12 protein-coding genes are annotated in these 13,801 nt (G+C 55.5%); 5 read left to right on the forward strand and 7 right to left on the reverse strand.

Translation table 11 applies throughout. The features are described 5' to 3' along the window. Nucleotides 1–38 precede the first annotated feature (38 nt). The 4 genes from bhcD to bhcA all read right to left on the reverse strand — a co-directional run bounded on the left by bhcD (nucleotide 39) and on the right by bhcA (nucleotide 4,486). Entirely contained in the window at nucleotides 39–1,004 is a 966-nt protein-coding gene (gene bhcD / locus ACR1XY_RS19635; protein ID WP_480595634.1) for an iminosuccinate reductase BhcD, read from the reverse strand. Between the two features lie 117 nt (nucleotides 1,005–1,121). Next, a complete protein-coding gene (bhcC, locus tag ACR1XY_RS19640; RefSeq protein WP_480595636.1) occupies nucleotides 1,122–2,285 on the reverse strand; it encodes a 3-hydroxy-D-aspartate aldolase BhcC in 1,164 nt (387 codons plus the stop codon). 42 nt (nucleotides 2,286–2,327) lie between these two features. Further along, complete coding sequence (gene bhcB / locus ACR1XY_RS19645) at nucleotides 2,328–3,296, reverse strand: beta-hydroxyaspartate dehydratase BhcB (RefSeq protein WP_480595693.1); 969 nt, start codon at nucleotides 3,294–3,296, stop codon at nucleotides 2,328–2,330. After that, nucleotides 3,296–4,486: an L-aspartate--glyoxylate aminotransferase BhcA gene (gene bhcA, locus ACR1XY_RS19650; protein WP_480595638.1), complete on the reverse strand. Its 1,191-nt coding sequence runs from the start codon at nucleotides 4,484–4,486 to the stop codon at nucleotides 3,296–3,298. The genes bhcB and bhcA overlap by 1 nt, the downstream gene beginning before the upstream one ends. Nucleotides 4,487–4,655: 169 nt before the next feature. Between bhcA and bhcR the strand changes: the two genes are divergently transcribed. Beyond that, nucleotides 4,656–5,504: an HTH-type transcriptional regulator BhcR gene (bhcR, locus tag ACR1XY_RS19655; protein WP_480595640.1), complete on the forward strand. Its 849-nt coding sequence runs from the start codon at nucleotides 4,656–4,658 to the stop codon at nucleotides 5,502–5,504. A 10-nt stretch (nucleotides 5,505–5,514) separates the two neighbouring features. Here the strand turns inward: bhcR and ACR1XY_RS19660 are convergent, their stop codons facing one another. Further along, a complete protein-coding gene (locus ACR1XY_RS19660; RefSeq protein WP_480595642.1) occupies nucleotides 5,515–6,354 on the reverse strand; it encodes a bifunctional allantoicase/(S)-ureidoglycine aminohydrolase in 840 nt (279 codons plus the stop codon). An 886-nt stretch (nucleotides 6,355–7,240) separates the two neighbouring features. Between ACR1XY_RS19660 and ACR1XY_RS19665 the strand changes: the two genes are divergently transcribed. Beyond that, nucleotides 7,241–8,272 (forward strand): hypothetical protein, encoded by a 1,032-nt coding sequence (locus ACR1XY_RS19665; protein ID WP_480595644.1) that lies wholly within the window; start codon nucleotides 7,241–7,243, stop codon nucleotides 8,270–8,272. Here ACR1XY_RS19665 and ACR1XY_RS19670 read toward each other — a convergent pair. Further along, nucleotides 8,247–9,800 (reverse strand): winged helix-turn-helix domain-containing tetratricopeptide repeat protein, encoded by a 1,554-nt coding sequence (locus ACR1XY_RS19670; protein ID WP_480595646.1) that lies wholly within the window; start codon nucleotides 9,798–9,800, stop codon nucleotides 8,247–8,249. The genes ACR1XY_RS19665 and ACR1XY_RS19670 overlap by 26 nt on opposite strands. Nucleotides 9,801–9,966: 166 nt before the next feature. Here ACR1XY_RS19670 and ACR1XY_RS19675 point away from each other — a divergent pair, with 166 nt between their 5' ends. Both ACR1XY_RS19675 and ACR1XY_RS19680 read left to right on the forward strand, forming a co-directional pair. After that, entirely contained in the window at nucleotides 9,967–10,923 is a 957-nt protein-coding gene (locus ACR1XY_RS19675) for a homocysteine S-methyltransferase family protein (RefSeq protein ID WP_480595648.1), read from the forward strand. Between the two features lie 133 nt (nucleotides 10,924–11,056). After that, nucleotides 11,057–11,341: a hypothetical protein gene (locus ACR1XY_RS19680; protein WP_480595650.1), complete on the forward strand. Its 285-nt coding sequence runs from the start codon at nucleotides 11,057–11,059 to the stop codon at nucleotides 11,339–11,341. Nucleotides 11,342–11,598: 257 nt separating this feature from the next. Here ACR1XY_RS19680 and ACR1XY_RS19685 read toward each other — a convergent pair whose 3' ends face one another. Further along, entirely contained in the window at nucleotides 11,599–12,480 is an 882-nt protein-coding gene (locus ACR1XY_RS19685) for a LysR family transcriptional regulator (protein WP_480595652.1), read from the reverse strand. Between the two features lie 95 nt (nucleotides 12,481–12,575). Between ACR1XY_RS19685 and acdA the strand changes: the two genes are divergently transcribed. Next, entirely contained in the window at nucleotides 12,576–13,793 is a 1,218-nt protein-coding gene (gene acdA, locus ACR1XY_RS19690; RefSeq protein ID WP_480595655.1) for a 3-sulfinopropanoyl-CoA desulfinase, read from the forward strand. The last annotated feature ends 8 nt before the right edge of the window (nucleotides 13,794–13,801 follow it).

The raw sequence follows: 13,801 nt of genomic DNA on the forward strand, positions 1-13,801 counted from the left end.
GTAGCCTGTCAGCAAAGACGGGCCGCACCCGGTTTTCTTTAGAATTCTACTTGGATCGCGATCCCTTTCTGAACAGCGAGATCGACCACTGACGCCGCAACGGCTAGATCCTGAAGACCCACCCCGGTACCATCGAACAGTGTGATCTGATCATCGGATGTCCGACCGGGATTTGTGCCGTTGATGACCGCACCAAGCTGGGCAACGTCGCTTTCTTCGATCAGGCCTTGGGCAACGGCGTGCTGTGCTTCGCCGATGGTGACGGATTGCGCGACCTCGTCCGTGAAGACTTTTGCTTTGGCCAACAGCGCCGCTTCCACCTCTTGCTTTCCCTTGGTGTCCGTCCCCATGCATGCAACGTGAGTTCCGGGGCTGACATGATCCGCCATCAGCGACGGAGCAAATGCCGAGGTGATTGAGATGATCACATCCGCCTCTGTCATGCCGTTCAGTTCGACGGCTTCAAAGGGAATGCCGGCTTCGTTGGCGACTTTTTCGATATTCGGCAGCATCTCGGGATGGTAATTCCAGCCAATAACCTTTTCAAATGCGCGCTGTTCCAGCGCCGCGCGAAGCTGAAATGCGGCTTGGTGACCGGCGCCAATCATGCCGATGACCTTGGCGTTTGGGCGGGCAAGGTGTTTGATTGACACGGAAGATGCCGCCGCAGTGCGCAGAGCTGTCAGTAGATTGCCGCCGACCATTGCCGAGGGTTTGCCAGTGTCGGGGTCGAACAGAAACACGGTGGACTGGTGGTTGATCAACCCGCGCTTTTCCAGATTGTTCGGCCAGTAGCCTCCCGCCTTAAGACCAAGTGTTAGCCCCGCGCGGTCAAACCCGCCCTTGAACCCATAAAGTGCATCTTCATGTCCGATGGCTTCGCGCACGACCGGAAAGTTATAGGCGTCACCCGACGCCATGGCAGCAAAGACCTTTTCCACGGCATCAAAGGCCGCGTCACGGGTCATGAGGTCAGCGATTTCACGCTCGGGTACGATCAACATGTCTTTCTCCGTTCAGAATTCGTGCGCCCGCGTGCTTTTCCCGAAGGGAGGGAGTGCACACGGGCGGCTATCCGGCTACGTCCGAGCCGGACTTTCCTGTTTTAAATAGGCTCTGGCTCAATAAGCGTGACCACGGGCGGAGACGGGCCAAACGCATTCAACCTTGCCGTTCCGGACGCCAACATACCAATCGTGCACGTTTGCGGTCGGGTCGCAGTGACCGGGAACCAGCTTGAGCTTATCGTTGACGTTCAGCACCCCGTTCGGATCCATCACAACCCCATGCTCGTCCGAGCATTTGATGTATTCGACATCGTCGCGCCCGAAGACAACCGGCAGACCGCTGTCAACCGACTGGGCCTTAAGACCTGCATCGACGATGGCCTTGTCGACCTTGGCGTGGCTCATGACGCTGGTCAGGATGAAGAACGCGTTTTCCCATTCGCCTCGGTCGATGCGGTTGCCGTCCTTGTCGAGGATGCGGCCATAGTCTGCATCCATGAATGCGTAGGACCCGCACTGCAGTTCGTTGTACACGCCCGAATTGGACTCGAAGTAGTAGGAACCGGTGCCACCACCCGAGACCAGCTCACATTCGATGCCTTCGGCCTTAAGTCCCTCAACGGCGTCTTTTACCATCGCGATGGCGGTGTCGAGCTTTTCCTTGCGCGCCTCGTAGCTGTCGAGGTGCTGCATGGCTCCCTGATAGGCCTGAATACCGGTGAATTTCAGGTTGTCGGCGGCTTCTACCGCTTTGGCGATCTCGATTACTTCGGGCGTCGTGGTTACGCCGCAGCGCCCGGCGCCGCAGTCGATTTCGACGAAGACCTCAAGCTGTGTCCCGTGATCCACCGCCGCGCCCGAAAGATCCGCGACATTGTCCAGATCATCAACACATACGATGATGCGGCTGCCCAGTTTTGGCAGGCTGGCAAGACGGTCGATCTTGGCTGGGTCTCGCACCTGGTTCGACACCAAGACGTCTTTTATGCCGCCGCGAGCGAACACCTCAGCCTCCGAGACTTTCTGACAGCAAACACCGACCGCACCGCCGATTTTCTCTTGCAGCTTGGCCACATCGACCGACTTGTGCATTTTCCCGTGCACGCGGTGACGCATGCCATGGGCCTTGGCGTAATCGCCCATTTTCTTGATGTTGCGCTCAAGCGCGTCGAGATCCAATATCAGGCTGGGGGTCTGGATATCTGCTTCATCCATTCCGGGCTTGGCCGGAATGTCATAGCCTACTTCGAATTGGTCGAGATTGGTCATATCTTTCATTTCCGTCTTCCTATGTCGGGATTGATGTCTGTTGGATTGCGGTCAGGCATTCAGCCAAGGCAGCTTGTCCAGATCGACATTGCCCCCGGTGATGATCAGACCGACACGCTTACCCTTGAAAGCGTCCGGGTTTTTCAGGATCGTGGCCAGCGGTACGGCCGAGGATGGCTCCATCACGATCCGCAGGTGTTTCCACGTCAACTTCATCGCATCGATAATCTCTTGTTCAGATGCGGTGTAGATTTCGGTGACGTGGTTTGACACGAAATGCCAGGTGAGGTCTTTAAGCGGAACCAGCAGCCCGTCGGCAATCGTCTTTGGCGCGTCGTCCGCGATGATGTGGCCAGCCTTGAAGCTGCGATAAGCATCGTCGGCCTGTTCGGGCTCTGCCGCTATGATCGCTGTTTCCGGGGCTAGAGTGGACAGAGTCAGACACGTGCCGGACACCATGCCACCGCCACCAATGGGGGCGACGACTGCGTCCAGCCCGTCGGTCTGCTCAATAAACTCACGTGAACAGGTACCTTGCCCGGCGATTACGCGCGGATCGTTGTAGGGATGAACAAAATCCCCACCCGTGGCCGCCTGCACCTCGGCAAATGTCGCTTCTCGAGATGAGGTGGATGGCTCACATTCGGTGATCTTCCCGCCATAGCGACGAACCGTGTCCTTCTTGGCCTGCGGTGCCGTACGCGGCATTACCACGTTACAGGGAATACCCCGTTTCATCGCCGCATAGGACAGGCATGAGGCGTGGTTGCCCGAGGAATGAGTCGCAACGCCCTTTTTCGCCTGCTCCTCATCCAGCCCGAACACCGCATTTGTGGCGCCTCGTACCTTGAACGCACCCGGTTCCTGAAAGTTCTCACATTTGAAGAACAGCTGCGCCCCGGTCAGTTCGTTCAGGTGGTCCGAAGTGCGGACCGGAGTGCGGCGGATGAAAGGTTCTATCCGATCATGCGCCGCCAGCATGTCCTCATAAGTTGGGATGTACATGTTGCAATCCTTCATCATGCAGCGTCCTTCTGAACGGCAGCGGGATGACCACGGTAGTATTCCTGTGCGGCCGCCACGCCCGAGCCAAGCTCAATGTTCAGGCCCAGATCAGCCATGCACATTTCAGCGGTGGCGATGCCGGACAGAGCCATGACATCCGTCAGGCTGCCCAGGTGTCCGATGCGGAACACCTTGCCGGCAACTTCGCCAAGGCCAACGCCAAAGGCGACGCCATATTTGTCTGCGGCATGGGTAACGATATCCGTCGCGTTGAACCCGTTCGGTGTTCGGATCGCGCTTACGGTGTCAGAATACACTGACGGGTTTGCTGCACACAGCTCCAGCCCCCAGGCACCCACGGCGGCGCGGACACCTTCGGCGATACGGGTATGTCGGGCAAAAACGTTTTCCAGACCTTCACTCAGCAGCATGTCGCAGGCCTGGTTGAGGCCATTCATCAAGCCAACAGCGGGCGTGTAGGGATAGGCATTATTGGCGTAACCTTTGGCCATGTCATGCACATCAAAGAAGGTACGGGGCAAGGTACCGGTCTTGGTCGCTTCCATCGCCTTCTGACTAAAGCCAACGATGGCAAGGCCCGCAGTCAGCATGAAACCTTTTTGCGAACCCGTGACGGCGACGTCGACGCCCCATTCGTCAAAACGGAAGTCCATGGAAGCGATCGATGAGACACCATCGACAAACAGCATGGCAGGGTGCCCGGCGGCATTCAGTGCCTTGCGTACGGCGGCAATGTCCGACTTTACGCCGGTTGCCGTTTCGTTATGCGTGGCGAGAACGACCTTGATTTCGTGGTTGGTGTCGGCGGTCAGAATCTCTTCGTAGCGGTCGGCGGGCAGCCCGTCGCCCCAAGGGGTCTCGACGATCTCGACATTCAGCCCATGGCGTTGGCACATGTCGATCCAGCGGTGGCTGAACATGCCGTTACGGGCAGCCAGAACCTTGTCACCCGCTGACAGGGTATTGGTCAAAGCCGTCTCCCAACCACCGGTCCCGGTTGAGGGGAAAATAAAGACTTCGGCGCTTTCGCTTTTCAGAATTTTACGAACGCCCGTGCGCGCAGGATGCAGAATCTGCCCGAACAGCGGCGAGCGATGGTCGATCGTCGGCATATCGCAGGCCTTGCGCAGGCTTTCAGGAATATTGGTCGGGCCCGGGATGAAAACGGGGTTTTGAAAGCTCATGGATGGTCTCCTTCGGTCGTTGCTGACACAATAGAGCCAAGCCATTCAGTTCGAAATTTTTTTGAAAACGCATTTCAAAATGCAGTTTAAGAAATTTAACTTATAGTTGTCAGTGCCTTATATTTTTCATATGTTGAATTCGTCTTTCACATATGATCAGAGGGTTTTTATGAATTCTCAAGATAATGACCCAAAATCCCGCCGCAAATCCCGGGGAAGACCACGGGGATGGGATGACAAAACCGCTCAGAACACGATCAAATCTCTGGATCGTGCGATGGAGGTTTTCGAATACCTGAGCAAGGCGCAAGGCAAGGCGTTGACCACGCTGTCCGACGAAATGCGCCAATCCCCGGCGACAGTGTACCGTATCCTCGTGACGTTGGAGGGCAGGGGGCTTGTCGAATTCGATCACGACGAACAGGTCTGGCATATCGGCCCGCGTGCGTTTGTCATTGGTTCACGCTTTCTGCGCCGCACTAGTCTTGTCGACCGGGCCAGACCGATCATGCGCAAGCTGATGGAAGTAACGGGTGAGACCGCCAATCTTGGTGTCGAGAAGGAAGGCTCTGTCCTTTTTCTGAGCCAGGTTGAGACGCATGCCAGCATTCGAGCATTCTTTCCGCCGGGTACACTTTCGCCAATGCACGCATCGGGGATTGGCAAAGCGTTGCTGGCTCACATGGATGAAGATCGGCTGAACAGGCTGTTGAGCACCGTGGACTTGCAATCTTTCACGGACAGATCAATTACCGATCCAGAGGCGTTGAAAGCCGACCTTGCAGTTGTCAGAGCGCAAGGCTTTTCGGTGGACAACGAGGAAAAAAACTCGGGCATGCGATGTATTGCAGCCCCGGTTTTCGACATCAATCGCGAGGCGGTTGCCGGGATCTCGGTTTCTGGGCCGACAAGCCGGATCGGCGAAGCCGAGATTGAACAGCTGAGCCGCCCCGTAATTGAGGCGGCACATCAATTGACCCATGCAATCGGTGGGGCTGCTATTCCACCGCCGTCCTGAGCCGTTGGTGCTACCGACAGGCGACCGAAGCCGGTCGCAGCGCCATGTGCCGGTTCACATCCTTGTAGAGCAGGTAGCGAAACTTGCCCGGACCACCTGCATAACAGGCCTGAGGGCAGAATGCGCGCAACCACATGTAATCGCCGGCTTCGACTTCGACCCAGTCACTGTTCAACCGGTAGACAGCCTTTCCTTCCAGAACATATAGGCCATGTTCCATAACATGGGTTTCAAGGAAGGGGATGACGGCGCCGGGCTCGAAGGTCACCACCGTGACATGCATGTCGTGACGCAGGTCACTTGGGTCGACAAATCGCGTCGTGGCCCATTTGCGATCGGTCCCGGGCATTGGTGTCGGCGCTATGTCGTTTTCGTTGAGTATCAGAACATCGGGTTTTTCCAACCCGTCTACAGCTTCGTAAGCCTTTCGAATCCAGTGAAACCGCAGTGTCTCATCTGCCCGATTGTGCAAGGTCCATTCAATAGCGGGCGGCAAATAGGCATAGCCACCTTGTGTTAGCTCGTGCGTCTGGCCTCCTACACTTAGCGTCGCGGTTCCTTCGACGACAAATAGCACACCTTCGGCCCCGGGGTCGGTCTCGGGCCGGTTAGAACCGCCACCGGGCTGCACCTCCATGATGTATTGCGAAAAGGTTTCGGCAAAGCCGCTTAGCGGTCGTGAAATAACCCACAAACGGGTCTGGTCCCAAAACGGAAGAAAACTGGTCACAATGTCCCGCATTGTCCCTTTCGGAATCACAGCATAGGCGTCTGTAAAAACGGCGCGATCTGTCAACAACTGGTCTTGTCCGGGATGCCCGCCATGTGGCGCGAAGTATTTGTTGTTCATGTATGCTCCTGACGAATAACCGTGTCCGTCAACATATGCTTCGGTTGAAGGGGTTGGACCAGTCGTAAGGGAACAACAGCTCCATCTGGAAAAATTTGATAATCTCACGAATTTTTCGGCGACCGTGGTGATGCTAGCAAGCCGATCAGGATACTCCGCAAAGCTGTTGAACTCCTAAAACCAGCACCTCTTCGCTCGCCACTGTTGCATTGCCTGGATCAGTTGCTGGATTGGGTAGCATGCCTCTTTCAGGCAACCTGTGAGTAGAGGTTGGTGATGCCCTTGATTTTGTTCCGGACTTCAGTCGGGCAGCTGTGACGCATACTTTGCAGAACTATTAAGACGGAAAATATGCTTAAGACGGAAAAAGCTGTGTTCAGATGGCCAGCTTCGCAAACTGTTTGAACGGGCATATTCCGAGCCCGAACGGCCTTTACGGATTATCTGTGCAACTTCGATGCAGTTCAGTGTGGCGGATGCAGATACAAAAAAGTTGCGTCAGAGCATGAGCCTTATCCATTCGCCAGGATTGATTGCGACTACGTCTCTGGCGACGTGCTCGGTCAGCGACCAGCGGTGAATACCTAGCACCCGGCGGTTCAAAGATGCATGATCGACGGAAATACCGCGTCCTGTGGAAGAATGTGTGCCATTGAATGAGATTGCCACTACCCGCCTTGTTCGAAATCCGAGACGCATTTAACAAAGGTGCCCCCCTCGGACAGACAGGGTTAAAAATCTGCGACAAAGCCACCAGAGGTTGTTTTCTGATTATTTTGAAGGACCCAAGCTAGCCAAAAAGTTCGTTTTCGGAAACGTTGACCAGTAACTTAGTGTGATCAAACATCGAACTAGAGTAGCAACCTGACTTGGCGAGGATGGGAAATTGACGAGTTTATTCATAATCGCCTTGGCTGTTACCGTTCTGAACACTATGCCAATTTGGCTGGCTGAACTGGCTGATAAATGCGGTATTTCCGACATAACGGTAGGCTTGTTGGCAAGCATCGTCCTATTATCATCTGCGGCGGGATGCGCGATTGGAGCCGACACACGACATAGAGCATTGCCTCGTGCCGCGGGGATTGTTGCGTTCTGCGGAATTGCTGGTGCTGCGATGGTACAGGCTATTCCGAAGACGATTTTGTTTGCCGGGGCAAGCAGTACAGGTCTGTCGTTAGGCATTGTTTTAGCTCTGCCCCTGTCGCGCAGTTTCGCGGAGACAAAGGTTCTGCGAATGATAGGCAATGGAATGGCGATCGGCTGTACCGCTTCCTTTGTTCTGCTGGTTGGTATCCATGTATTCGAGTTATCATTGCTGCCTTTTTTGGCCCTTCTAGCGGCGATGCAGGTGGCCCTGCTGTTTTGGAAAATGCCTGTACCAAGCAAGCGCAGTATCAGGCACTTAAACTGGAAAAAGGACGTTAGCTTGCTGCCGTTCTTTGCATGTATGGGCGCTTATTGGGCCTTTCTCGAAGTGTTTTCGGTTGAGCTAAACCTTGGCAGCCTCAGCGCCTGGCTAGCCGGAAGCCTGTTGCTGTCCGGTTTGGGTTCTTACCTTGCTGGTCTCATGCCGAACCGGCTGAGACTGCAGGCTGGGATAATTGGTCTGTTACTCGCCGCCTTTGCCGGCGGGCTTACCTATTTATCTAAAACCGAGTTGCTGATTGGCGCCACTATCCTGATCAACGCATTCGGCTTGTTCCTGTTTTTTCCGCTGTACCTGGATCGGACAGACGCCCCGGCGGCGGGTATGGCACGTTACCTTCTGGGGTTTGCATTGGGTGGCGTAACCGGGAGCCTCGCAATCGCAGTGGGGGGCTATCCGGCTTTGGCCGCCGCCGTTGCGGTCTCAGGTTTGATCGCCGTGCCCGCAATGAGGCGTCTGCGGTCTAATTCGGGTATTCCGGAATTCTGAGCCCGGCCTTTCGCCATCCTCGCACAGCCATCTCTCCGCGTTCCGGAGTTATTCCGGTCAAAGCGAGTTCTTCATAGACGACGTCCTCGAAGATCGGAAACATCTCTCGCATGACTTCGACTGACGCTTGTGCTTTTTCAGTGTTGCCCAATTCGCCATGAAGCCAAGCAAGGTGCGCCTGATACCAAAAGAAGTCGGGCATGGGAACTTTTTCGATCTCTACCAGCGCCGCCTCGATAAAACCTTGAGATGCATAGAGCCAGCATCGTGCGTAATGGTACCATCCGGGATGGACCGGACTTAGTTCAATAGCCCTATCCAGCAATTCGACGGCGCGATCATATTCACCTAAAAACAGATGGCAGGACCCGATCTCGGCCAAAACATCGCAGTGGCCGGAATTCAGTTCCAGCGCTCGTTCGGCGGCGACCCTGAATCCGGCAATGTCCATCTGATAGTAGATAGTCAGCGCCAGTGTCATTTGCGCAAAGGCATTTAGCCCATCGCATTCCACCGCCTTGCGCGCAGCTTCTGCTGATAGCGCCAAGGCATCTACATCAGGGCGCTGGTTGACGTGATAGCGGTACTCTTCCAGTAACAGCATGGCATAGGCCGCCCACCCATCTGATGATTGGGGATCAGTTTCGAGCGCGTCCTTTAACCTGTCCCGAATGTCTGCATGTATGGAATGATCGTAGGACCGGTAATACTCATAAAACTGCGCAACGAGAAAATACGTGTCCCAGGAATGCGTACGTCCGTCCGGTAGGGATCGAGCGACTTGTTTCGCAACGAGGCCGTGGCGGCTACCGAGGCGCCCTGCAATCAATGCGGCAATGTCTTCCTGAATGTCAAACAGGTCTTCGGGTCCGCCACCGCGATCGAATTGCTCGGTGGCGACCAGCCTGCCGTTACGGGCCTCGGTCACCTGCACGGTCACCCGCAGCTGGCTTTGAGACCTTCGGATGCTGCCTTCGACGACATGGGTGACCCCATATCTGTCCGACATCTCAGCGTTTGAAACCTTATCCGTGGCCAATTGGGCGGTTGTGCGATGTGACAACAGTGTGAGTTCGCGAAACCGCGACAGGTTGGTGATCGCATCTTCGGTCAACCCTTCGGCCAGAAACTCGTCGTTAAAACTCCTGCCCAAACTTCTGAACGGAAGAACCGCAAGAACAATTCCGTCCGGCGCCGGCGTGTCTTGTGCGCTGGTCGCGGCGGTGTCGATTTCAGCGACAAAGCGGAAACCTTTCCCATGCACTGTCCGGATTGTGTGCTGATCCCGCCCCGTGTCACCAACCGCCTGGCGGGATTCTTTCATAGCGGTCGACAAAGTAGCGTCAGTGATAAACCGGCCTTGCCACACCTGGTCGACCAGCTCGTCCTTCAGCACTACCCGATCCCGGTTCGTAATGAGGTACTCCAGAATTTGCAGGGTCTGAGGGGTCAGACTTTTACAGACCTCACCACGCGATATCTGAAAGAGATCGGTATCAATCGTACAATCATTGAACGCGTATTTCATGCCCCGGAACCGATCATGTTTGAAACAATTCTCGTTTGAAACAGCCTACCCCTCATACTTTCTCAGGAAAAGCTCAGATGCGGTTCAAGGTTCGAGCCCGGGCCGTTGCTATTCCCGTTTCATACGTAACGGCCCCAGTGAGGGGCCTCGAAACAGGAGAATAGCAATGAAGTATCGCAATGCGCTGCCGCAGTTGAACGGCACTCGGATGGTGGCTGATGGTGGCCTTGAAACCACCCTGGTCTTTCACGACGGGATCGATCTACCGCTGTTTGCAGCCTTCAAAGCGCTGGAAAGCCAGGAGGGTATCGACGCCATAGACAGGTATATGCGCGGGTTCGCTCGGCTGGCCGTCAACCATCGTCGTGGGTTCATAATGGACACCCCAACCTGGCGTGCCAGTCCCCGCTGGGCGGCTGAACTGGGAGTGGACCGTGATCAGCTGAAAGAGGTTCACCGGGAGGTTATCGCAACGCTGGTGAGGATGCGGGCGGACCATGAAACTCAGGACTCTCCTTTTGTAATCAACGGAGTGATCGGGCCGCACAGCGACGGTTACGCCCCGACGGAAATAATGAGCGTACCTGAAGCTGAAGCCTATCATCAGACTCAGGTTAATTGGTTCGCCGTAATGGGTGCAGACATGGTTTCAGCGATCACGATGACCTATGCCGACGAGGCGATCGGCATCGTGCGCGCCGCGCAATCTGCTAATATTCCGGTAGTGATCTCGTTCACCGTCGAAACCGACGGCCGACTGCCTTCAGGTCTGGGCCTGCGCTCTGCCATTGAGCAGGTCGACAGAGCCACGGGAAGCACTGCGGCGTACTTCATGATCAACTGTGCGCATCCCGATCATTTCCGCTCCGTTCTGGAACAAGGCGGCGATTGGACGAAGCGGATTATGGGTGTGCGGGCCAACGCGTCGCGCCTGTCACATGCTGAGCTGGACGAAGCAGAGGAGTTGGATGACGGGAACCCGCAAGAGTTCGGCGAGTTGCATCTGGAGCTTGCACAACTTCTTCCCAATTTGACCGTCATTGGCGGGTGTTGCGGTACTGACCATCGCCATGTCGAGCATGTTTGCAAGGCAGCACAGCAACCAACCGCCGTAACCGTCTGACCAGGTTTTTTTGTTCAAATAGGCCGGATCATAGAATCACGCAGTCATCGCGGTTGGACGAAGATTCCACAGAATTTTGCGGCCTGACGGTCCCGGCAGATCCGGCGCTATCGCACCGAACATAGGAGTTAAAATGACGATGGAACGTAATTTATTTTCCTGCCGACGCGGCCTCTTATTTCAACCGATTGATGCTAGTGCACCAATTGGAAGAGGAAAGCGAGGCGATTCCCTTTTTGAGGTATTCGCCAGCCTGTTTTCGCGTTTGCGCAGCTCTACAATTCGTAAATACCGCTTGAAGCGGGATCTCCGGCATGTGTCTCAGCTTGATAAACGTATGCTGAATGACATTGGTCTGGACCCGGAACTCTACCACAGGGACTTGCGTTATGGACGTGATGCAGGCTGGCGCTTGTGATTTCAACGGCACCGGACGCGTCTAAAAGGAACGCTTCCCCAATTGCCCGAGGTGTGCCCGGCAAATTCTGGGCACACCAAATCTCAGGAGCCAAGCCAAGGATGAGATTTTTTGAAGAGCTTTAGACCATGGACTTTCTTAGCTTTGGGGCCTGTCTGACGAGGGGCGTTATCCAGTTGAAGGCTGATCCATGGTTTCTTTCGAAGCTGCTTTTATATTCTCATCTGTTCAACTGAGGCAGCTAGCGTAAAAAAGGCCTATCTTATTCGCTGAGTCTCATCGGCCGAAAACAACGCTGCGAGTGCAGCTTCCCTTCCAGCCAGTGCTCCCTCGCGGACGGTGGCAAGAACAAGTTTTCTGACCGACGCCTGCGGATGACGGACGGTATTGACGTCGGCAGACCGATACCGAGCAACATCGGGGGTGGGCAGAAGCGTAAAACCCAAACCCGCCGAGACACACCCCATGATCGCTTCAAGGTTATCGAGGACGATTGTCTCGGAACTCTTTGGTCTTTTGTGCTTCAGCATCTCGCCAGCAATGAGTTTCCCAATTCCGGTGTCGGGCATGAAATGAAAGAAGGGCTGGGCACTCAATAAACCTGCGAGGCCGTCTTTCAGCAAACTCTTGTGGGCCGCAAAGACAAAGGGTTCCTCTCGTAGCACCAATTCCGCAAGCGCGTCGGGAACACCATCGGCATCCGTGACAAGGGCGGCATCAAGCTGTCCGTTCACGACCTTCTCCTGCAGTGTCTTGGACAGACCGGTTTCAAACGCGAAGGTCGCTTGCGGCGCATGATGCTTTGCGTTTTTCAGGAATCCCGGCAGCAGGCGAACGGCAGCAGTTGTGACAAATCCAATTCGGAAATGCCCGACCAGCGTGTCCGTCGGGCGACAGATTTCGAGAAGGTTATCTTCGTGCTGCAGGAGCGGGATCGCTGCCTCGACGATGGTTCGACCGATTGGCGTAAGTCGCGGTGGTCGTACGGAGCGGTCAAAGAGGTCGACGCCAAGCTCCGTCTCGAGCGCCTTCATCTGCATGGATAGGGCGGACAATGTCATGTTCTGTTGCTCGGCCGCCTTCGCAAAGGAGCCAACCGTCGAGATCCGCACGAGGGTTCTGAGAGAGCGTGTCTGCATAACTTAAACAATATTGTATTAGATAACCAATCTTATTTAATTGTGTAGTATTTTAGCAAGCGTATTCTGGTTAAAACGGAAGTGAGGGATACGCCATGACACATCCACTTGTGAACGTCGCAAGAGAACTGGCCCCAGCATTTGAGAAACGCGCCGCGGAGTGGGACAAATCGCGCGTCTATTGCTGGCAAAACGTTGGTGAGCTGGCCGATGCTGGCATAATGGGTATGTCCATTCCAAAGGAATATGGCGGGCAGGGCGCGAGCTTTCTGGATGTGGCCATGGTGGTCGAAGAGATCGCGAAAGCCTGCACCCTGACGGCCCGCATCGTTGTCGAAGGCAACATGGGCGGCATCAGTGCGGTCATGGGGTACGGCAATGACGAGCAGAAGGCTTTTTGCGCTTCGCATGTCTTGGCAGGAGACAAACCCGCGATCTGCATAACGGAACCTGACGCGGGTAGTGCCGCGACTGAAATGCGGACCACCGCGAGGAAACGGGGCAACACATATGTCGTCAATGGGACCAAGCACTGGATTACAGGCGGTGGGGTTTCGAAGCTCTACCTGGTTTTTGCCCGCGTTCTCGATGAGGCAGGCGTGGAACAGGGGATTGGCGGCTTCATTCTGTTTGCCGATCCGATCTCGGGTAACATGCCAAAGGGCTTCACTGTAGAGGGCCGCGAATATACGATGGGCCTTTGCGGTATGCCCGAAGCAGAATTGCGGTTCGAGAATGTCGAGATCGACGAGAAATGGCTGGTCGAACCGCCTTCAGGTCTCAAGCGCGGTTTTGCCGACCTTATGAACGCCTACAATACGCAACGCGTAGGCGCGGGCACCATTGCCATGGGTGTCGCGGCAGGGGCGCTCGGACATGCCAAACGCTATCTCCTCAAACGCGAACAATTCGGACGCTTGCTCGCGGAATTCCAGGGGCTTCAATGGATGCTCGCCGATATGGACACGCAAGTACATGCAGCCCGGCTGCTTCTCCATGAAGCGGCGCGCTCGCGTGGTCCGAACGGCAGTCTGTATCCTGACATGACGATGGCCGCCCGCGCCAAGCTCTTTGCGTCTGAGATGGCCATAAAGGTGGTCAGCGACGCGCTCCAAATGTTCGGCGCACGGGGCTACTGCGATCGCGAACCTCTGGAACGGATGTATCGCGATGTGCGCATGTTCACCATCGGTGGCGGGACCGCACAGATCCTTCGAACCCAAGTCGCCGGGAACATTCTTGGCATCAAAACACCACAGACGCGTGACGGTTATGCACACCTGACGGAAACCACGCGCTACGCGGCTGAATAGGAGACCCC

The organism is Ruegeria sp. AD11(2025) (assembly GCF_056542405.1).